Source organism: Hominimerdicola alba (assembly GCF_900109655.1).
Taxonomy (GTDB): domain Bacteria; phylum Bacillota; class Clostridia; order Oscillospirales; family Ruminococcaceae; genus Hominimerdicola; species Hominimerdicola alba_B.
The window spans coordinates 33555-55405 of record NZ_FOAT01000003.1; the positions used below are offsets into that span (position 1 = coordinate 33555).

The following is a 21851-nucleotide window of genomic DNA, read 5'->3' on the forward strand; positions in this document are numbered from 1 at the left end:
GTAAAACCGACGGAGCGTTCTCCGTCGGTTTTTTTGAAGAAGGTTCTTTAGTAAACACATTCGCCACGATAACGGTATGTTCCGTTTTCGGAAGACGATGGGACTATAATGTGCCCGTATTACGACAAAGGAGACCGATCATGAACAGAAAAATACTGATACCCCTGCTTGCAGCGGTGCTGTGTCTGGCTGCCTGCGACGGTAAGGGCAAAAATAATAAGAAAAAGCCGGACAATAATGGTGAAAACATCTCCGTGACTGATACCGAAGACAGCATCGGCGAGGAAGAAGATACCACCGGTATTCTGATGGATTTCGATGAGACCAGACCCTCAGTGATAAAAGGGCTGATCCTGGAATCCAAATCAACATGGAGAAACACTCCCATGATAGACGAAATGGCTGAAGAGGGATTCACAAAGACCGTGCCGATAAAGAACTTCGAGCTTGACGAGGTATTCGAGATGTACATCGATACCGATGCTACCGATGGCTGGAATATCTACATCTGCCGTCATGACAGCGTGGGCGACATCACCACCGTCACAGAGGACAAGCTGAAAGAGATCACCAAGACTGAGGGCTTTGCCAATGACTACGGTTTCAAGCCCAACAAGGAAAAATACGGCGACCTGGGCGGTATGTGCGTAGCTTCAGCCGAATCCACCGAGGGACTGTACGATATGTTCTTTGTCCGTCAGGGCGAGATAGACAGCTATATCCAGCTTGAAATAACAAAGCCGTCCAGTGCTGAATAACGGACGGCAGAAAAGAGGACCATATGAAAAAGATACTTGTGATACACGGACCGAACCTCAATCTTCTGGGAGAAAGGGAACCGGGCGTTTACGGCACCGATACTTTCGAGTCCATAAATGACGAGATAGTTGCCCATGCACTTGGTCTCGGTATGCACTGTGAAGTTTATCAGTCGAACCACGAGGGCGAGATAATCGATGAACTGCACCTTGCAAGGAAGAAGTTCGACGGCGTTGTGCTTAATGCGGGAGCTTACACCCATTACAGCTACGCTATCCGCGATGCTATCGCAGCCATAAAAATACCCGTTGTTGAGGTACACCTGAGCAACATCCATGCAAGGGACGAGTTCCGCGAGAAGTCGGTGATAGCCCCTGTATGCGTGGGTCAGATAAGCGGTTTCGGCAAGTATTCCTATCTTATGGCGGTAGACGCTCTGAATTATAAGTGGACGGAGGGTGAAGCTGTTGACAAGGCTTGAACGCTTGCAATCGAGGATAGCCGAAGTAGGCGGCTGCGGCATCATCACAGATGAAGTCAACAGACGCTACTTCACGCAGATGAAATCCAGCGCGGGAACTGTGCTGGTATTCCCCGAGGAAAGCTATCTGATAATCGATTCAAGGTACATCGAAAAGGCGCGTGCCACCGCTGTCGGCTGCACGGTGATACTTGAAGGCAGGGGCGAGGAAAAATTTGCCCAGATGAACGAACTGATAAAAAAGCACGGCGCCAAAGAGATAGCCATCGACAGCCAGACCTGTACGGTAAGTCAGCTGGCGCATTACCGCAGCAAGCTTGAAGCCGAGATACCCGCCGACGGACGCTTCGGCAAGCTGATACGCCAGATACGCATGGTGAAATCACCCGAAGAGACCGAAAAGATGATCGCCGCACAGCGCATAGCCGAGCAGGGCTTCGAGTTCATGCTGGGCTATATCAAAGAGGGTCTGACAGAGAAAGAAATGCAGCTGAAGCTGGATTATTTCATGCTTTCCCACGGTGCTGAGGCGCTGAGCTTCGATACCATAGTTCTCAGCGGTCCCAACACCTCAATGCCCCACGGTGTACCCTCAGACAGGCGCGTACAGAAAGGTGAGTTCGTGCTGATGGACTTCGGTGCAGTGGTAGACGGCTATCACAGCGATATGACGAGAACTGTATGCGTTGGTGAGCCTACCGACAAAATGCGCGAGGTATATGACATCGTGCTGAAAGCACAGCTGGCGGGCATTGACGCTCTTAAAGCTGATATCTCAGGCAGGAATTTCGATGCCGCCGCAAGGGATATCATAAACGCCGCAGGCTACGGCGACAAATTCGGACATTCTCTGGGTCACGGCGTAGGTATGGAGATACACGAAGAACCCTACGGCTCCCCTGTTTCCACCGCTCTTATCCCCGAGAATTCCGTTATCACCATCGAGCCCGGCATCTACCTCGAAGGCGAGTTCGGCGTAAGGATAGAGGATTTCGCAATCGTCAAAGCAAACGGCTGTGAGAATATGACCCTTGCGCCCAAGGAGCTTATCTGTCTGTAATATACTATTATAATATAAAAAGCAGAGGGTTTTGCCCTCTGCTTTTTTGCGCATAAAAAATCCCCCGAGCCGAAGCCGAGGGAACAAGCGGATTACGAGACTCGAACTCGCCACATCCACCTTGGGAAGGTGGCGCTCTACCGGATGAGCTAAATCCGCATATGAAAAATGCCGATATAAAATCGGCATTCAGTGGAGCGGGTCACTTGAGTTAAACAAGTTTCTCCTCTCAGGAAGAAAGGTATTCTAGCGTTGAAATAAACCCGCATTTATCAATTTATCCCGATACAAAAGTATCGGGATAAACAAGAGCGGATTACGAGGCTCGAACTCGCTACCTCCACCTTGGCAAGGTGGCGCTCTACCAGATGAGCTAAATCCGCAAAATGGTGCTTCCGAGTGGAATTGAACCACCGACACGGGGATTTTCAGTCCCCTGCTCTACCGACTGAGCTACAGAAGCATATAAGCGACCCGGATGAGACTCGAACTCACGACCTCCGCCGTGACAGGGCGGCGTTCTAACCAACTGAACTACCGGGCCGTGTCAGAAAGTCGTGTGCAGAAGTTTCTGCACACTTCTGACCGATGGGGACTACAGGGCTCGAACCTGTGACCCTCTGCTTGTAAGGCAGATGCTCTCCCAGCTGAGCTAAACCCCCATATTCTTACCTGTGAAGTTCGTTTCGTTTTCGTTTCGTCCCTCACAACAGTATCTATTATACACCATTGACCCCCATTTGTCAAGAGGTTTTTCAAACTTTTTTTGAGTTTTTTTCACTTTGTAAAATTAGCCCTGCTTGATTTCAAATTCTTGAAAACTATTGCCGATATTAAACAAATCAGAGAGCACATTTCATCAAACCACCCCTTAAAAAGCACGCAAAAAGGGCGGAGAATGAATTTTCTCCGCCCATAGTCACAGTAAACAACACTGAAATTTCAGCTTTGCGAACTTCGCAAAAGCATAAATTTTACTCGTTCTCCAAGTGCAATTTCTAATATGGCTATCCATTTAGCACACCACTTAACATACCGCTAACTATTGATATTATCCCTCAGTAGGTTGTATAGAATGGTGTGTCAGCGGGATAAACATAATTTCTAATGTCTTTTACTATATTATTTCAGACCCTTTGCTTTTGAAAGTGTGATACCGTTCTTGCCCAGAGGTATCTTGTGGTCAAGACCAACGAACTTGCCGCCCTCCTGCCAGAGAACTTCCTTTACGAACTCGTACTTCTCATCGTCCCATGTGGTGAAGTCGTCGAGGACAAGTCCGCCTGTGTCGCCTGAGTTTGCATTGAAGCACCAGAAAGTGTGGTTCAGGTGGTTCTCCTTTATCAGCTGGCGCATATATGTCATCCAGGTGATGTTAGGCTCGGTCATGAAGCCGCCCCACTCGCCGATCAGCAGGGGTGCAGTCTTTTTATCGTTGATGTACAGCCAGTTATCCTGCCAGCAGTCCTTTTTCAGGCTCTTGAAATCGTAGCTGCCCTCGAACCAGGGCTGTTCGTATACAGTAGGACCGTAATCGTGGGGTGAGTATACCAGCTTGTCCTGATACTTTCCGAGGTCGATAGGATAATCCTTTACGCCACGGAGATTTCCGCCCCACCAGTTGAAGTAGTAATCCTCGTTGTCCTGCGACTTGTAGTCTCCATTCTTCTTGATATCCTTGGGGTATATCTCAATGCCCTCTACCATTATAAGAACGTTGGGGTTCTTGGCGAGTACTTTCTTTGCAGCAGTTTCAGCAACGTACTTCCAGTTATTTTCAGACTTGCTGTTGTTCCATATAGCCGCCTGTTTGCCCTCGGCAGGCTTGCCGTGAGGTTCGTTCTTCAGGTCGATAGCTATAATGGTATCATTGTCCTTGTAGCGGTCAGCCAGCCATTCCAGCGCAGCATAGTATTCCTTTGCGCTTACTCTGTCGGTGAACCACAGATTTGCGTTGTGACCCGATGCGTCGGTATTAGCCGAATGGATATCGGGCATTACCTTCATGCCGTTCTCTTCTGCCAGTTTAAGGAAATAGTCGAATATCTGCAGAGAATTCATGGAGTTGAGTTCCTCGTTGTAGGCATTGTTGTAGTTAGCCTGAGGATACTCCCCTGCCGCCCACTGGTTAAGCAGTTCAGCGGACATGGGCACACGTATCAGATTAAAGCCGTGGTCTGCGATAGCCTTGACAGTAGGAGCTAATTCGCTGTTCCACAGACCGTCGAATGTATTTGTACCTGTGTTGTAGCCGAACCAGTTCACACCTGTCAGCCATACCTGCTTGCCATCAGCATCGAGAATCTTGTTGCCGTCGGTGTGCAGCCAGTCGTCGCCCTGCTCTGCGTCTTTCGAGCGCTTCAGCAGCTTCTTCACATCAACGTCTTTCTTCTCGCCGCCGTTGTTATTGTTGTTATTATTGCTGTTATTGCTATTATTGTTGTTCTGGCTGACCTTGCCCTTTTTCAGGGTGCAGGTTACACCGTTGAGCTTTGCGGACTTCACATTCAGCGAACTGCCTGTACCGATGTTGCAGCCCAGGGTAACAGAGCCGCCCTTTGCGATATCGCCGTTGTAATCGGCATTTGTTATGGTAAGGGTATTGCCCTTGATGGTGAAAGTGCCGTTCCAGCCGTCAACAGATTTCAGATCAGCTACTTCAAGTTCAAGTGTCCAGCCGCTGACAGCGTCATCACCGTAATTGGCGATACCGATATCCAGACCGCTCATCTGCTTACCGCTGTCCTCCCAGCTGTTGCTTGAAGACCAGCTGACTACATATCCTTCCTTCTTTACATCCTCCTCTTTCTCAGCTTCGGAATCTTCCTCTGCCTCGCTTTCGGAGTCCTCCTCTTCTTCCTCGGAGTCTTCCTCAGATTCTTCCTCTTCGCTGTCATCAGCAGCAGAAGAAACAGATTCCGACTTTTTCTTCGGTGAAGATGTCTTCCATGAATCATCGTCCTTGCCGCGATTCGTCACGACCAGCGCGATTATCAGTCCGATGATGACCACGCCCATTGCAACAAAACCCGCGATGACCTTTTTTGAGATACCTCGGTTCATTAACATTCTCCTTACATAAAAATATTACACCATATCCCTTGGGCACAAAATGCCCTAACATATTGATTATATCACATTTGATTTTGATTGTAAAGATGTACGGATAAACATTCTGCCATAATATGGAAGACTTTCGGTCACAAGGGTCAGCCCAAATATATACACATTCAATATTATAAATATATTCAACCGAAAATTATGCATGCAACTGTTGTATCAGCCGTATCAAACAGGATAAAATACACACAAATCCATATAAATTACCCCGATTTATAAACAAGCCTACAAAATTAAATATGTAATAAAAAATACATTGAAATCCACCTTTTATAGTAGTATAATGTAAAAGCTGTGCCGATTTCGGCATAAATTATTTATGGAGATGAAATGATTTGGAGCAGGTAGCAAAAAAGCCTACCGAAGTAAAGCTGAAGCCAAAGCTGTTTTCGGTAATGAAAAACTACTCAAAAGCACAGTTCGTTAAGGATCTTATCGCAGGTGTTATCGTGGCGATAATCGCTCTGCCACTTTCCATCGCACTGGCACTGGCATCGGGTGTTGGTCCCGAACAGGGTCTGTATACCGCCATCGTGGCAGGATTCATAGTATCCTTCCTTGGCGGAAGCCGCGTACAGATAGCAGGACCTACCGCGGCATTTGCCACCATCGTGGCAGGCATAGTCGCCAAGGATGGTATGTCGGGACTGATGATATCCGCAATCATGGCAGGTATCATAATGATAGTAATGGGTCTTTGCAGATTCGGCAGTCTTATAAAGTATATCCCCGGAACTATTACTGCGGGCTTTACCTTCGGTATCGCCGTGACAATCGTCATCGGTCAGGTCAAGGACTTCATGGGACTGACTTTTTCAAGCTCGCCCATCGAGACCACCGACAAGCTGCTTGAGATCGGCAGAAGCATAACAACCCTGAACTGGCAGGCGCTGGTTATAGGTCTGATATCTCTGGCTGTGCTGATACTGTGGCCTAAAAAGCTGGACAAGATACCCGCTTCACTGATAGCCGTACTGCTTTGCTCTGCAATAGTAAAGTTCAGCGGCATAAAGGTCAACACCATAGGCGACCTGTACACAATATCCTCGTCACTGCCCAAGGTAACTGTTCCCGATATAAGCTTCGCTACAATAAAGGCTATGGTACCCAACGCATTCACCATCGCTCTGCTGGCTGCTGTTGAATCCCTGCTTTCCTGCGTTGTTGCTGACGGTATGATAGGTTCAAAGCACCGTTCCAATATGGAGCTCATCGCACAGGGCGCTGCTAATATCGGCTCTGCACTTTTCGGCGGTATCCCCGCAACAGGCGCTATCGCAAGAACAGCCGCTAACGTAAAGAACGGCGGCAGAACTCCTATCGCAGGCATGGTACATTCGGTGGTACTGCTGGGAATACTTGTTCTGCTGATGCCCTACGCATCACTGATACCCATGCCCACCATCGCGGCTATACTTTTTATAGTAGCTTACAATATGTGCGGCTGGAAGAATATCCGCGACATGATAAAGACCGCTCCAAAGAGCGATATCGCTGTACTGATACTCACCATAGTGCTGACTGTCGTATTCGACCTTGTTGTAGCTATCGGCGTCGGCATGGTAGCAGCATCTATGCTCTTCATGAAGCGTATGGCTGACGTTACCGAAGCTCACGCTTGGATAGATTTTGATGACGAAGACACCGACCCTGATAACATCCTGCTGAAGCGTATCCCCGCGAATACCCGCGTATTCGAGATAAACGGACCTATGTTCTTTGCGGCAGCTGACAAGTTCGGTTATATGATGGATGATAAAGATATCGACGTTCTCGTTATCAGAATGAGAAATGTTCCCGCTATCGACGCTTCGGGTGTTGCATCACTCTCCGATGTTGTAAAGCGCTGTGCAAAGCACAATGTAAGCGTAGTATTCTCCCACGCCAATGAACAGCCCATGCACGCCATGGAAAAGGCAGGTCTGGTGGATATGCTGGGCAAAGAGAATTTCTGCAACCACATAGATACTGCACTTCTCCGCGCCGAAGCTATTGAAAACAGCCTCAGAAATGCCTCTGTAAAGGCAGAATCCGAACCTGTCAACGACTGATAAGGTCATAATAAATTTCCATATATATTTACTAAGGCGGGGAACATTCTGTTCTCCGCTTTTGTGCTATAAGCGGCATTTTGCCCATTTCCAGAAATTATCAGAAAATTCGGTCGAAATATTCATATTATATCTTTATACTGGTGAAGTGATATTTTAATATTGTTATGCTAAAATACCTTTTGACGGAAAAAATCAATCGTTGGCAGTATTCTTCCCCCGCCTGCGGCGGGGGAAGAATACTGCTCAATAATGTTCATTATTATATCAACGTGTGAAATGGCGTGCTAAAAGGATAGCCATATATTTTAAAGGGGGCATATTATGGGAGCGGGAGCAGTTATATTAAAACAGATAGTCATTATGTTCATAATACTCCTCATAGGTCTTTGGTGCAGTCTGAAAGGGCTTATAACCAAGGAGGGCAACAAGCAGCTTTCAAAGGTGGCACTGTATATCGTCAACCCTCTGCTGATATTCATGTCCTACCAAAGCGAGTACAGCAGCCGTTTGCTGAAAGGTCTGCTGTGGTCATTCCTGCTGTCGGGTATATCCTTTGGCGTAATGATAGCGCTTTCAACCCTTATAATAAGCAAAAAGCGCCCCGAACATTCACTGGAGCGCTTCTCGGCTGTGTATTCAAACTGCGGATTCATCGGCATACCGCTGATAAGGGGCATTTACGGCGATGAGGGCGTGCTTTACCTCACGGCTTACATCACACTTTTCAACATCCTCGTGTGGACACACGGCTACATAACCATGAAAGAGAGCCGCGATTTCAAATCATTCATCAAGGCGGCGACTTCGCCCTCTGTGATAGCGGTATTTGTGGGACTTCTCTTCTACCTCACCCAGATACGTCTGCCCGATATACTGAGCACCTCTTTTGAGTATATCAAGGATATGAACACTCCTCTCGCCATGCTGATAGCAGGCTCTGCGGCGGCACAGACCAACGTGCTCAAAGCCCTTAAAAACAAGGGACTTTACATGGTGTGCGCCTACAAACTGCTTATTCTGCCGATAGTTGCATTTGCACTGGTGCATTTCCTGCCTGCGCCCCACATGGTAAAAATGGTGGTGCTGATAGCATCTGCCTGCCCCGTAGCCACAACAGGCACCATGTTTGCTATACAGTTCGATAAAAATCCCGAGCGCTGTTCGGAGTTCTTCGCAGTGACCACCCTCCTGAGCGGTGTGACGCTACCGCTTGTAACAATGCTTGGGGAGATGTTCTGATAACACAATTTAAAACAAAATCCCCGACCGCCGATCTTATTTCGGCGGTCGGGTTTTTATAGAGGGATAACTACTTATTGTACTTTATACCGATATATTCGATGGGGTCAATCCAGCTGCCGTTCTGTTTCAGGGCAAAGTGCAGATGTGAAAGCTCAGCGGCTTCACATTCGGCAGTATCGCCCACCGCGCCTATGACCTCTCCCGCATTCACGCGGTCACCCTCGACTACATTCATCGCCTTTGAAAGGCTGTAATAGTAACCTGTCACCCCGCTGCCGTGGTCAATGACAATGCCGTTGCCCCACAGAGGGTCCTCCTTGACCTCAACCACCGTACCCTTGTTCATTGCTTTTACGGGTGTTCCCACATCAGCCTTGATATCCACACCGTCATGGGTACGCCATACGCCGAGGGTGCTGTCCTTTACCAGCTCGCCCTCCGAAAACGGATTGATGATATCTCCGTTGACGGGCATCACATTGGGCTGAGTTTTGATATCGTCGGATATCATAGACGAAGTATCATCTGCCGCCTTTGAATAGCTGTCATTCTTATCAGCTGAACTGTCCGAGGGCTTCTGTACACCCGATGTCTTGTTGTCCGCCTGTTCAGCAGCACGAGGAACATCTGTCACGATAGTGCTGTTAAGTTCCTCAACTGCTTTGTTGTAAGCGGCAGCACCTGCCCCTGCAAGTGCTATCATACAAGTTCCCAGAGTTATGCATACACCTTTTGTGCCGAGCCTTTTGCCAAGCTTTGAATCTGTAAGAAAATTACCCATAGTTTTCCTTTCCCCGAACATCAAATTTCAGCCCCGCCGTCGGTTTGCGAAGCCCTTTGACAGTATTTTGGACGGAAAAAGAAAAAATATACATTGCATAAAAAATAAAAAGACACTCCTGCCGTTCATCAGCAGAAGTGCCATATACTATTTTAAAATACGGTTATCTTTCCCACGCCGCCGGCGGGGAAAGATAACATCAGCATAATATATCCCTGTCGAAACTGTATTTTAAGTGGTGTGGTCAAGGGGTAGTCAGATCATAAAATTATAAAAGCGGACGTACTCCCTTTACCGCCGCCGCGACAAGCAGCAGATCCTTGGTGTTTACAAGACCGTCATTATTCACATCTGCACGGCGTCTGGTACCCGGGTCGGGGAAATTTCTTTTCTGCTTTATATAGCTCGCGATAATTGTAACATCGCTTATGTCAACACGACCGTTGCCGTTTACATCGCCGCGCTTATATTCTTCGGGGGTATCCTCTTCATCATCCAGCATTGCAGGGTCGATCTCGGCGCGGCTCATACGGAAATCTTCAAAGCTGTAACTGTTGCCGATATCGTAACTCTCGGAAGTCTGACTGTACTCTCCGGTAACAGTTACCGAGAAAGCGCTGTCGCCCTCACGCAGTATATTTCCCTCAGCATCCGTTATATTTACAGCCTTATCGTATATATCCTTTATTTCACCCGCCGCGTGAAGTTCGCTAACGGTACAGTCACGATCTATCACCCAGACAGAACTCTCATCTACGCTTACGGATATATTTCCTCTGTCACCGCATAAAGTTCCCGCCGATGCACTCTCCGGCGTTCCCCTGTAAGTCGAACCCTTCGATACAAGTATATTCAGCGTGCTCAGGCTGTCGCAGAGCATTTGTCCGTAAAGCTCCTGTCCCATGAGTATCAGGCTGCATACCGCGCCGCCGCTGTATTTTCGCCCCCAGCCCCAGCGTGTAGGATCGGATACACATTTCAGAAGATATCCGCCGCGGTCGCTTGAAAGCTTTGTGCCTTTGAGTATTATCTCGCTTTTGCAGTTGGTGGTGAATATCACATCGCCGCGGGAAGATATGCTTCCGCCCTCCACATACAGTCTGGAAAGCTTGTCCTCGGCACCATAGGGACTGTTGCCGTAAAGCACAGCCGCCGCCGTTAAGCCATCATCACTCTTTTTTACATCGGTGGAAAGCTGGCAGTTGTAAATATACATCATGCCGGGATTTGCAATGCGCACAGCCTCAGACTTTCCGCCTTTCAGAGAAGCTTCGCTTATGGCGATAACGGAATCCGATTCCGCCGCAGGAGAATCCTCTCCCCCGGAACTGTAACTGCCTCCGCTTATGACCATATTTCCGCTGCCTTTTTCAGCATATATAACGCTTGAAGCCGCACCTGCCGAGTGTACAGTAAGATCCCATCCGAATACAGAACCGTTCTTACCCGACCTTACACCGCAGCAGCCGTCGGACTTGTTTGAAAGGGTCATATCCTGCAAATAAACTCTGCCGCTGCTGACAGAAAAACTGCCGTCCGCAGGTGTCACGGTGGTATTGCCCGAAAACAGCGTATCAGATGAATACTGCACATTTATAAGATCAAAATCGCTGCACGAAGATCCCGTGTACGAAAGCTTGTTTGAATCCACCTTGATACCTGTAACGTCGTTCATCTCGATGCAGGTGCCGGGTATTTTCAGGGTGTTGTTTGTTATGCGCACACCCTCCACCTGATAGTCAAAATCCTTACCGTCGCCTGTTTCAATAAGCTTTCCAAAAAGCTGTATGCCCACAGGTGATGGCCGTGCGCTTGTGACGTTTGCATTTATTTGATTGTTCTTTATGACGGTATTCAGGTCGTTGTTGAGGGAACTGCCTATATTGCTGTCATCCACAGGCGAATAGTATCCCGCGTTGCTTTTTGACGGCGACATATTCCTGACGATTATACCGCTGCCCACATTATTCATGGTATTTCCGCTGACGGTGATATTTTTGTAGCTCTGCATAAGAATAGCGCAGTCGGTGATGTTTGTAAAAGTATTGTTCTCGATGAGGAAATCCTTGTAGTATTTTCCCAGCGTCGCCGAATGTGAACCTATGCCACGCATCACGTTGCGGAAACTGTTGCCGCGTATTATCACGTTTTCACATATGGTATCGTCAAAGGGCTCAAATCCACTGAAAACATTGGCGTTGTTCATTATATCGAACTGTATGGCTTCCTTTATATAGGTTCCGCGGTAGTCCGAAAAATCACAGCCTGTTATGGTTATATCTTTAGCTCCGCCAAGTTCAATATGATGTGTGTTGAGGTTACACGTGAAAGAAACGCCCTCTAAAAGTACATTGTTCAGGTGCCCGAGACGCACATTGCAGAAATTCTTGTAATCAGACTGAACATTGCCGTCAAAACACCCGCCCTTGATGATTATGTTATGTGCATCATCGTAGCCGCCAACCTGTTTCGGCTGTGCATTCCTCAGTATACAGCCACCCGAAGGAAAGGCTTTTTTCAGCACAGCGCCATCCATACTTATATAGGTGTTTGAATACACATATAGGGTCTTGTCAACAAGGTAATTGCCCGCAGGTATCACCACTTTCACCTGAAAGAAATCATTCGCATTGTCCCTAGCGTAATCCAGTGCCTTTTGCAGTGCGGCGGAAGTGTTCCTCCTGCCAGTATTGTCCGCACCGTATTTATCCACTACATTGATGGTGATGACTTTTTGGTAATTGACATTTTTGTACCCCGTGACATTTTTGGCACCTGTTATTTTATCATAGTTGTACGCATATGCCCGAACCGAATTGTCTGCCGCTGCCGCCCATGCAAGCGATATAACCGCTGCTGTAAGAAGTGCCAACGCTTTGTTCATGATTTTTCTTAACATTATTACCGACTCCAAAACAAAACAGAAATAATTTGGCCAATAATATTATAACATATCGCAAAGCAAAAGTAAATAGCAAACAATCAGATTGATTAATTTTCGGCATTTTATATCAATTATCCATAAAGTTCCTGTTCAAATCCTGATTTTGTATTATTTATTTATATTTCTTAATTCTGTTACATTTCAACTCACATCAGAACTCTCAAACCCGTAGAATAAAACCATTTTAGGACATAAAAAAGGCTGTTGCCTGAGCAACAGCCTTTGAAATTATCTTCTGCCTGACTTCTTGGAAGTCTTGCTTTTAGATCTCTTTGGATTCTTTTCAGCGTGTCTTCTCCACATTACCCACAGTGTAGGAGCGATGCAGTTGGAAGAGTACACACCTGCCAGCATACCGATTATCAGAGGGAATGCAAAGCTGATTATGGACTTGACACCGAATACTGTGCACACGATGCATACAACGGACATCGCCATAACGGTAGTAACGGTGGTGTGTATCGAACGTCCGAGAGTCTGGGTAACGGAGAGGTTAACGAGATCTTCCAGTTCGATCTTGCTGCCCTTGAGATTCTGGTTCTCACGGATACGGTCGTAGATAATGATAGTCGCGTTGATGGAGTAGCCGAGGATAGTCAGCAGAACTGCCATGAAGTTCGCGTTGATATCAAATCTGCATATAACGAAACAGCCGTAAACCATGCAGAGGTCGTGCAGCAGTGCTACAACGGAGAATACACCTGCGGAGATACCGCCGATCTTCTTGAAACGGAAACCGATGTAGATGATAGTAACGATAGCTGCAAATATTACAGCAACCAGACACTTGAGGAAGAAGTCCATACCGTTAGAAGCGTTAACGTCACTGGATTCAAAGAGAGCCAGCTCGTTATCAGCGAACTTTTCTTCCAGAGCACTCTGGAGTTCGTTCTGCTTAACTTCGTTGATGCCGCCTGTGGAGGACAGCTGGATCTTTACGGTAGTCTGCTTGGTAGCAGCATTCTCGCCCTTGGTAACTGTGGATTTCTGATCCAGCACCTCGGTGACAACGTCCTTTACCTCATCAGTATTGATCTCACCTGTATAGCTGTAAGTCATGATAGTACCGCCCTTGAACATGATATCCACGTTCAGACCCAGTACGAAAGTCAGCACGATAAACAGTGTGATAAGTGTGCAGGAGATGCAGTAGAATACCTTGCGGTGTCCTACAACGTCGAGATTTTTCTTTTCATTAGTCATTCTTCTCAACACCTCCATACAGCTTGCGCTTCTTGAATGCCTTGAACTTGGAAAGTGAAGAAAGCATCAGTCTTGAACAGAAAATACCGAAGAAGAAGTTCAGTATGATACCTACCAGCAGTGTGTAGCCGAGGGAGTAGATAGTACCCGCGGTAGATGCACCGAATGCCATGAACAGGGGCTTCAGCAGTGTGCCGAATACGCTGTCTGTAGGACCGAATGCACCCATGAGTATAACTGCTACGAATACAACGGTGATATTGCCGTCGAATACGGCAGCCCATGCACGCTTATAACCAAGTTCGATAGCGCCGTTAAGGGTCTTGCCGTTGTTGAGCTCTTCCTTGATACGCTCAGATACGATTACGTTAGCGTCAACGCCCATACCGATAGCCAGTATTATACCTGCGATACCGGGTATAGTCAGTGTGAAGCTGTCCAGATTCGGGAAGAAGCCGCTTATGCAGGCAAGAGAACCTGCAGCCTGTCCCAGCAGAGCGATAGCTGCAACAAATCCGGGAAGTCTGTAAACTATCATCATGTAGATAGCTACCAGAATGAAAGCGATAACGCCTGCGATAGCCATAGCTCTCTTTGCGCCCTCACCCAGTGTAGCCGAGATTATGTTGGTGCTTGTAGAACGAAGGTTGAAAGGCAGCGCACCTGCATTGATCTTATCAGCCAGTGCCTTAGCAGACTCATAGGTAAAGTTACCCGAGATCTGACATTTTCCGTCGGTGATAGGCTCATTTACGTTAGGAGCGGATATATTATTATCGTCCATCCAGATAGATATCTGACCGCTGCCTGCCAGCTCGGTGGTGGCATCGGCAAAAGCCTGTTTACCATTCTCGTTCAGTTCAAGGGATACGACCCAGGAGATCTCACCTGTGTTCTGATCCTGATACTGATTTGCCTCAGCATGTTTAACGTCAGTACCTGTAAGTACAACATTTTCATCTTCAAGGCTTGCAGGCTGCTCTGTGCCCTTTGCGAACACCAGCTGAGCAGTATCGCCAAGCTCGGAAATAGCCTCGGAAGGATCAAAATTCTCCTCGCCCGACTGCCAAGGGAACGACACCATTATACGATGCTTGGTATAATCAGCATATACCTCACTGTCAGTGATATTCAGGCCTACGAGTCTCTGCTCGATAGTAGCCTTTGCTGCATCCATGTCGTCCTTTGTTATGTCCTTGTCCTTTACTGCGTCCATTCCATCGGTGGTTGTTTCATCTTCCCCATCATTTAACTCAGGCTCAAATGTAGCATTAACGCCGCCCTGGATATCGATACCCCAGCGTATCTCGTCAACGCCCTTGATGTAGCTGTGTCTGATATCGCCGTAATAATAGTGTATACCGGCGTATGTCAGATAAGCAAAACCGAGAATGAGGAACAGTACGATGAAAAAGACAGGTTTTGTGATCTTCCGCACTAAAAGTCCTCCTATCAAAATTTACTATGCTTATAGCAAATGACATAAATCTTCACCCATCTGCCGCGGCTGCCGAAAAAGCTCATGTCTCAGCGGCTCAGAGGAAATCATTAATATCTTTAACTATTACATAAGCACATTCACTTACATATTATATAACTTTTTAGGTGAAAAGTCAATAGTTTTTTGAGATTTCCCGCTGAAAACATTATCATTTTATATGAATTTTTTTATCTGCGAACATCTTGCTAAAATCAAAATTAAAAAGCCGAGGGGATCCCTCGGCTTACAGATATTATGAATTTATTATGCAGGCTTGAAAGTCTTGTATTCAGGAACATCGCTCACCTCATAAGCAGGGTCGGGATACTGTCCTACCATTTCATCGCCATCCCTTACTATCCAGTGTACAAAGTAAGACTTACCGTTGTCGTCTCTGCTTCTGGGATTGTCAAACTGTCCGATATACATTATACCCGAACCCTCACCATTTTGGGTGATCGAGCTAAATATTTCTCGTGTAAACTCGGTATCATCAGGCACAGCGTGGGCTCCACGGCAGTCTATCTCCATACCAACACAATCGATCTTACTTTCGTCTTCATCGCAGACATATTTACCGATAGTACCCATTAGCACGTTGTACGCAACTTTTGCACTTGCGTTGGATGTGCGCAGTCTGGACTTTTTGATGTAGCCCATCAGCGTCGGCACAAGTATTGCTGCGAGTACGCCTATGATCGCGATAACTACTACCAGTTCGACCAGTGTAAAACCTTTCTTGTTAGTTTTCATAGTTTTCCCTCCGTAAAATGACACTTATATCCGCGTCCCCAAATATGCGGATATATCATTCCCAATTTACAATAGTATACAACAAATATTTTTATTTGTCAATATATTTTATATGAAATCATTTTGTACAAACATAACAAAAAATCGACGGTCATTACGACCGCCGATTATTACTTACTTATTGCAAATATTCAAAAGCTTACAGATTAGCCGATCCATGCGGGAATATCAGCAATCTTAGAAGGAGCCTCAGGATACTGACCAATGATCTCGTCGCCATCAGTCTTCTTCCACTGAGCATACCATACAGCTGTACCATCTGTCTTAACCTTCTCAACGTCAGTTGCAACAACACCTGCACCAGTGCCGTTAGAAGCAAGTTCTTCCTTAGCAGCTGTTGCTGCCTCGCCGTTATCTACAGAAGTAAGATTACCTTCTGTCTCCAGATCAGCTACATACTCAGCAATAGCGTTGTAAGCGGTCTTTGCATTACCATTAGCGGTCTTCAGTCTGGACTTCTTAACATAACCCATCATGCTAGGAACGAGGATTGCTGCGAGCACGCCGATGATCGCAATAACTACTACCAGCTCAACCAGAGTGAAGCCCTTTTTGTTTGAATTTTTCATAAGAAAATCCCTCCATAATTAAATTATTAAATATTTAGTACCGCGTTTTGCGGATACTGCCGAAATTAATTGTTTCGGGGTAACGAAACCTTTGCATCGATCGATCGTTTGAAGCTTCATGTTGTTTTCGTTTCCCTTACTGTGTCTATATTATAACTCATGATCTTCGATTTGTCAATAGGTTTTTTGAAGTTTTTTTCAAAACATCTCAGTTTTGTCACCTTTCACAAATGCTACATATTTTAACTATTAATCTTATCCCGATTTGCATTATTTTATAGCCATTGTTGCACATTACATAAGTATTGTCAACTGTTTTCAATCGTTTTCGCCTAATTGTATACTTCAATGCTTTACTTTATTAACGGAAGTTTTCAATATAAACCAGGCTGTGATCTTCTCAGATGAATAAAAAATGAAGCCCACAGCTTTATATCACGCCGCCTTTCCTTATATAAATATATGTAACGGCACTCCCGACGATGCGGAAGTGCCGTTTACTATGATCAATCTGTGTCAATGACCTTATTGCATGATACCGCGTACCAGCCCACACCGAATATGAACCAGAATACCGGGCTCACGCAGACATAGCTGTCGTTTACTATGCCCACTATCATGAATGCGATGACTGATACATAAGTACCTATCCTGAGATGCTTGAGCCTGTCATCGGCAGGGTGAAGTATAACCGTCTTAAAGCCCTTTACAAGGAACGCGCCCAGCAGTACCAGCAGTACCAGCAGTGATACCACGCCCGAATCAACTGCTACGCCCAGATACCAGTTATGGGGCTTGTTTACTACCATCGCGGGGGTCTCGTAGACTTCCAGCAGGCTGGCATAGTCGTACTGCGGAAATACCGTCACGAAGTTGCCGCTGCCCTTGCCGATAAGCAGGCAGTCGTCAAGTATGGATATAGTCGAGCCCCAGATGAAGAATCTGCCTGTAACTGCACTGAGATCTTTCTTGAAAAATTCGGGGCCATTGTAGCTGTTGATAGTATCCTGTGTATACAGACCGTGTACAAAGGGCTTGAACTTATCGTCTTCGTATTTGAATATCAGGTTCTTTGAATATCCGAGATCGATATACAGCTTTTCCGAAGCATCGTACCAGCTGAACTTGCAGTTCTTGTATCTGTCGTCCTTGATACTATATTTTTTTTCGTCACTTGCGCTTGCTTTAAGCTCATTTCCGTCGGTATCAAAAAATTTCAGACCGGTTTTTCCGTCATCGGCTGCCATACGTGTCACAGTTATGCTGTTTCCGCTGTGATCGTCCAGAACAAGGTTTGAACCGTCCTGTTTTATCTCTTTCAGAACATAGTGTTTCTTCGCCATCTTTTTTCTGTATTCTTCAACGGTGGTCTTGCTTGCCGAACCGTTGTTGACAACTTTATCAAAGCGCGAACTGAAATCATCGCTGGTCTTCATCATAAACACAAATCCACAGACAAGCACTGCACCTACGCATACGAAAGCTACCAGTGAGGGTATCTTTGCGATATTACCTCTGAACCAGTAGATAACATATATAATAAGGAGAATAGCAGCGCCGCCAGCAACGGAGTAAAGTCCGCCGGTGGAGTTTGAAAGCACGGCGCAAACCGCTATGCCTGCCGCCGCTAAAAGGCCGAACGTCATTCTTACAATATTCCTGCTTCCCAGACCCAGTGCCGCTGTCAGCGGGAACATCAGTCCGCAGAAGGAGCCCAGGTAGTTGGAGTTGAAGAAAGTGATATGTACGTTGCTGCTTGTTGACTTTAGTGTTGTGGCAAGTTCGTACTTTTCGGCCGGTGCGATAAAATGCGCGAAGAAGTCGTTCTCCTGCAAGGCATTTCCATTGTATTCCATCAGTCCGAATACCGAGCAGGCGAGGGTAGTCAATATCATCGCCCAGCTGAAAAATTCAAGGGACTTTGTATCACAGAAATAATTTATCGCCGCCAGGAATATCACAAGATATCCCAGTACACCCAGCAGACCCTCATAGTGCTTGACAATGCCCATCAGCACCAGTTCATGGTTCTCCGAGAATATGCCCGATATTATCAGCAGCATCGCGTAAGCCCCTACAAGTATGATCGGCAGACGCATATTCTTGTTTCTCAGCGGTATATCTTTCCATTGCTTTTCAATGAAACATTCTTCAACGATGAAAAGCCCGATAAGTATGACCGCAGCTATTACCACACAGAATTCTTTCTGAAAAAGGAACCAGTCTGTGATCGAACCAGAACTTGATGAGAAATACCTGGCTGTAACATTAGTCAGCGGCTGAGGGTGCCAGTAGGTTATGTAAGGCAGTATTGCCATGAACACACACATCACCAGCGCGATAACTTTTTTTCGTATCGGATAATTGCCTTTTATCGCGACTATCACGCCGTTTTCCTTTTCACGCTTCTCATCCGCTTTTCTCTTTTTTCTTTCTTCCCTGTCGGGCTTGCCGCCATGTTTTTCTTTCTCAGCCTTTTCTGCGCCATCAGTATCTTCAGCGGCTTCCTCACCGATCACTTCTTCATCGTCATCATCGGAGTCGTAATCATCGTAGCCGCCCGCTTCTTCTTTCAGTTCTTCCAGTTCCAGCCGGCGCATACGCTCGTCGCGCAGGCGGAGTTTTTCCTTTTCTGACAAGCTCGATTCTTTCAGTGCATTTTTGAAAACCTCGTCATCGTGCCAGTCAAAATTGAAGTCCAGCAGGTCTTCCCGCTTCATGTGGACCAACACCTCTTTCAATTAATCATACTTAATTATTATATCACAGGCTGTTTATATTTTCAATAGTGTAAATACCGAAATCTCCCATTTAAGAGGATTACACATATAGAGGTTTTGACACGAAGCACTAATCCTTGGCAGCTCACGCAGGATTTTGCTTTTTCACGCAAAAAAGTCCTAACGCCGGACGGGCGGATTTCGCGGCAACAAACCAGCGCACCAAGAAAACTATGCCGCGAATCAAAGTGCGCGGTTTATGCGACTGCGTCGGCATATGCCGCGCGCTTTATTCCCTTGTCAGTATACACAGCTTGTGCTTTTTCTCGCAAAAAAGTCCCCGCGAAGCTCTCACACATTCGCGGGGTATACTATTATAAATATATAGCTGTAATAATACGGCGAATCATTCTTCGTCGGTAGTTACCTCATCAGCGTCTTTTGTAATGGTCCAGCTGTAATCAGCCTTTACCTTATCGCTGTACTGTTCCAGCAGCCAGAACTGTGAAGTTTCTTCATTAAAAGCGTATACTCTGCTGTTATCAGAGGTTATAGCCGCTGTCATGACCAACTCGCGGTCACCGTCAGAACCATCAAATACTTCAAATACATAGCACTTTGTGCCATCTATCTTCTGTTCGCCAAGATAACCGTAGTATCTCTTAACGTCATTGCCTGCCTTGGGGAAATTCTTATCGACCGACTTGATAACGCGGTCAAAGGACTTTTCAGCCTCCGCAGGTATCACAGCAAATGTACCATGAGATGAAACTGTAAGACCATCTGTTGTCATCATATCAGCAGCGATATCCTCGCCCTCGGTAGATACCATAAAATCAACATCATTTGCTGCCGCGCTCTTTTTGTTCTCTTCAATAAATGAACTCTTTGTACAGCCTGCAAGGGAGATCACAAAACAAACTGCCGCAAGAACTATCTTTCTTTTCATACTCTTATATATCCTCCGTTCAGGAAAAAACATTATCCGTACCCGACTTGACGGATCACCCGATGAACATCATCGGTCTATCTTTCTTACTTTTTTTCTGTATGAGGATTATATCACACTATTAAATAGTTGTAAAGAGGCAAAACGTTTTCGTCATAAAAATTCCATGTTATGAACAATACCGACAAATGAGCGGTCTGGTTTTTGTACATTTGCACAATGAAGATACTGGCGCGTAGTATAGTTTACACAAGACATATTTTGTATTCATAGCAAAATGACATGGTATTCCCGTACAGCTAGTATTCCGTGGTGATAAAAATGCGAGATGTGTTCCCACATATGCAAGGTATGCCGAAGCTATTGCTTTTTCACCCTAGGTCGGTTATAATGTAATCAAGATAAGCGCTTATCAAATAACAAAGGAGGCGGTGCAGAATGAAAGTCAGGCTGCTTGTGAGCGAGGAAAAATACACCGAGATATACAAACAGCTGTCTGCGGCGGGTATCGAGATAGACGACTCTGCCGATCTTATTCTCAGCGAAAACAATGTCTGCGTGAAATACCTTATCGGCAGACAGGGAGATGATATATTCAGGCTGGATGTCAGGGAGATAACACATATAGAAAGCTTTGCCCATGACATAATAGCATACAGCGGAGGTGCGGAGTACAAACTGACAGAACGTCTGCGCCGCCTGGAGGAGATACTTGATCCCAAGGAATTCATAAGGGTGAGCAATTCAGCTATCGTGGCAGTACACCATATTAAAAGTATACGTCCTGCCATATCACAGAAATATCTGCTGACCCTCACCGATGGCAGCAAAGTCGATGTAACAAGGACATACTATTATATATTCAAGGAATTCCTGGGCATTTAAAAGAAAGGAGCTGACAATAATGACACCTATATTTGCAGTAATACTTGCGGCACCTGTGGTGCTTGGCATAACAGTGCTGATATATATGTTTTACTACCGCAGAAAGATAAACAAACGCCTTGCGGAGGGCACCATAGTAGGCAAAAAAAGAAAAGGCAAGCCCATGATGCCGCCCATAGTATTTGTGCTGATAACTATCATATGCGTAAGTGCAGTAACGGCGCTGCTGGTAATAGCACTGAGCATTTTCTCATTCAAGAACTTCACTTCATCAGGAAGTTCCAATGGCGGATTTGACGGTGATCCGATCGTGGATGTATGCATGGTATATAAAGAAGATCTGGAGAACAGTCCCTTTGAGGGATACAAAACGGGTGACGAAATAAAAGGCTACAAAATGTCCGCAGAGAAAAACGGAGACTTTACGTTCTATTGTTATTATGTCAATGACAATATGCAGGGCGTTCTTCCCAGACTGATAGTGGTACCTGACACAAAGGCTGATACTTCCGGAAAGAGTCTGGGCTTCATAATAAAAGCGGAAGAGGGCAAAAAGGAATTAACTTTCAATGGTTCAGGAGAGCCGTATATGTTCACTTTCGACCGCGATTCATTTGAAGGCACTATCCGATTTGAAGAATTCTATTTCGATGAAGCACTGAACGGCACCTTACTTAGCTGGGAGGAAAAATCCGAAAAATCAAAAGCAAAGGGTGTGCTAGAACTGGATATGTCCTATCCCGAACCCGAAGAATGATCAAAAAGTGTGCGGAAACGCGGGCACAATAAAG

The 21851-nt window shown here is 46.1% G+C and carries 16 protein-coding genes and 5 tRNA genes; 7 read left to right on the forward strand and 14 right to left on the reverse strand.

What is annotated here, in order from left to right; all coding sequences use genetic code 11:
• Nucleotides 1-140: 140 nt before the first annotated feature.
• The 3 genes from BMY75_RS04285 to BMY75_RS04295 are packed head-to-tail and all read left to right on the forward strand — an operon-like array spanning nucleotide 141 to nucleotide 2300.
• Nucleotides 141-758, forward strand: coding sequence for a hypothetical protein (locus tag BMY75_RS04285; protein ID WP_074830254.1), 618 nt, complete (start codon nucleotides 141-143; stop codon nucleotides 756-758).
• 23 nt (nucleotides 759-781) lie between these two features.
• Complete coding sequence (gene aroQ, locus BMY75_RS04290; protein ID WP_074830256.1) at nucleotides 782-1240, forward strand: type II 3-dehydroquinate dehydratase; 459 nt, start codon at nucleotides 782-784, stop codon at nucleotides 1238-1240.
• Nucleotides 1218-2300, forward strand: a complete 1083-nt coding sequence (locus BMY75_RS04295; protein ID WP_242940163.1) for an aminopeptidase P family protein — start codon at nucleotides 1218-1220, stop codon at nucleotides 2298-2300. Before aroQ ends, BMY75_RS04295 begins: the two co-directional genes overlap by 23 nt.
• Before the next feature lie 86 nt (nucleotides 2301-2386).
• Here the strand turns inward: BMY75_RS04295 and BMY75_RS04300 are convergent.
• From BMY75_RS04300 to BMY75_RS04325, 6 genes are all read right to left on the reverse strand, one after another.
• Nucleotides 2387-2459, reverse strand: a tRNA-Gly gene (locus BMY75_RS04300).
• Nucleotides 2460-2610: 151 nt separating this feature from the next.
• Nucleotides 2611-2683 (reverse strand) — tRNA-Gly (locus BMY75_RS04305).
• Nucleotides 2684-2687: 4 nt separating this feature from the next.
• Nucleotides 2688-2763 (reverse strand) — tRNA-Phe (locus tag BMY75_RS04310).
• Nucleotides 2764-2770: 7 nt separating this feature from the next.
• Nucleotides 2771-2844: transfer RNA gene (locus tag BMY75_RS04315), tRNA-Asp, on the reverse strand.
• 45 nt (nucleotides 2845-2889) lie between these two features.
• Nucleotides 2890-2962, reverse strand: a tRNA-Val gene (locus BMY75_RS04320).
• A 460-nt stretch (nucleotides 2963-3422) separates the two neighbouring features.
• Nucleotides 3423-5363 carry a cellulase family glycosylhydrolase gene (locus tag BMY75_RS04325; protein ID WP_074830268.1) on the reverse strand — a complete coding sequence of 647 codons (1941 nt, stop codon included), beginning with the start codon at nucleotides 5361-5363 and terminating at the stop codon, nucleotides 3423-3425.
• Nucleotides 5364-5815: 452 nt separating this feature from the next.
• On the opposite strand from BMY75_RS04325, the gene BMY75_RS04330 reads away from it, so the two are divergent.
• Nucleotides 5816-7471 (forward strand): SulP family inorganic anion transporter, encoded by a 1656-nt coding sequence (locus BMY75_RS04330; RefSeq protein ID WP_074831071.1) that lies wholly within the window; start codon nucleotides 5816-5818, stop codon nucleotides 7469-7471.
• Between the two features lie 324 nt (nucleotides 7472-7795).
• On the forward strand, nucleotides 7796-8713 hold the full coding sequence (locus BMY75_RS04335) for an AEC family transporter (RefSeq protein WP_074830269.1): 918 nt from the start codon (nucleotides 7796-7798) through the stop codon (nucleotides 8711-8713).
• A 70-nt stretch (nucleotides 8714-8783) separates the two neighbouring features.
• On the opposite strand, the gene BMY75_RS04340 is transcribed toward BMY75_RS04335, so the two are convergent.
• The 8 genes from BMY75_RS04340 to BMY75_RS04375 all read right to left on the reverse strand — a co-directional run bounded on the left by BMY75_RS04340 (nucleotide 8784) and on the right by BMY75_RS04375 (nucleotide 20175).
• Nucleotides 8784-9497 carry a M23 family metallopeptidase gene (locus tag BMY75_RS04340; RefSeq protein ID WP_074830270.1) on the reverse strand — a complete coding sequence of 238 codons (714 nt, stop codon included), beginning with the start codon at nucleotides 9495-9497 and terminating at the stop codon, nucleotides 8784-8786.
• Between the two features lie 268 nt (nucleotides 9498-9765).
• Complete coding sequence (locus BMY75_RS04345; RefSeq protein WP_074830271.1) at nucleotides 9766-12396, reverse strand: glycosyl hydrolase family 28-related protein; 2631 nt, start codon at nucleotides 12394-12396, stop codon at nucleotides 9766-9768.
• A gap of 273 nt (nucleotides 12397-12669) precedes the next feature.
• On the reverse strand, nucleotides 12670-13644 hold the full coding sequence (gene secF / locus BMY75_RS04350; RefSeq protein ID WP_074830272.1) for a protein translocase subunit SecF: 975 nt from the start codon (nucleotides 13642-13644) through the stop codon (nucleotides 12670-12672).
• Nucleotides 13637-15082, reverse strand: a complete 1446-nt coding sequence (locus BMY75_RS04355) for a preprotein translocase subunit SecD (protein WP_074830275.1) — start codon at nucleotides 15080-15082, stop codon at nucleotides 13637-13639. The genes secF and BMY75_RS04355 overlap by 8 nt, the downstream gene beginning before the upstream one ends.
• 306 nt (nucleotides 15083-15388) lie before the next feature.
• A complete protein-coding gene (locus tag BMY75_RS04360) occupies nucleotides 15389-15877 on the reverse strand; it encodes a type II secretion system protein (protein WP_074830278.1) in 489 nt (162 codons plus the stop codon).
• 206 nt (nucleotides 15878-16083) lie between these two features.
• The gene (locus BMY75_RS04365) at nucleotides 16084-16506 is read right to left on the reverse strand and encodes a type II secretion system protein (RefSeq protein ID WP_074830281.1); all 423 of its coding nucleotides are present in this window, start codon (nucleotides 16504-16506) and stop codon (nucleotides 16084-16086) included.
• Between the two features lie 506 nt (nucleotides 16507-17012).
• Nucleotides 17013-19226, reverse strand: coding sequence for an O-antigen ligase family protein (locus BMY75_RS04370; protein WP_074830286.1), 2214 nt, complete (start codon nucleotides 19224-19226; stop codon nucleotides 17013-17015).
• A gap of 406 nt (nucleotides 19227-19632) precedes the next feature.
• Nucleotides 19633-20175, reverse strand: coding sequence for a hypothetical protein (locus BMY75_RS04375; protein WP_074830289.1), 543 nt, complete (start codon nucleotides 20173-20175; stop codon nucleotides 19633-19635).
• A gap of 438 nt (nucleotides 20176-20613) precedes the next feature.
• Here BMY75_RS04375 and BMY75_RS04380 point away from each other — a divergent pair, with 438 nt between their 5' ends.
• Together BMY75_RS04380 and BMY75_RS04385 are read left to right on the forward strand one after the other, a co-directional pair.
• Complete coding sequence (locus BMY75_RS04380) at nucleotides 20614-21060, forward strand: LytTR family DNA-binding domain-containing protein (protein ID WP_074830291.1); 447 nt, start codon at nucleotides 20614-20616, stop codon at nucleotides 21058-21060.
• Between the two features lie 19 nt (nucleotides 21061-21079).
• Complete coding sequence (locus tag BMY75_RS04385; RefSeq protein ID WP_074830293.1) at nucleotides 21080-21817, forward strand: hypothetical protein; 738 nt, start codon at nucleotides 21080-21082, stop codon at nucleotides 21815-21817.
• Nucleotides 21818-21851: the final 34 nt, after the last annotated feature.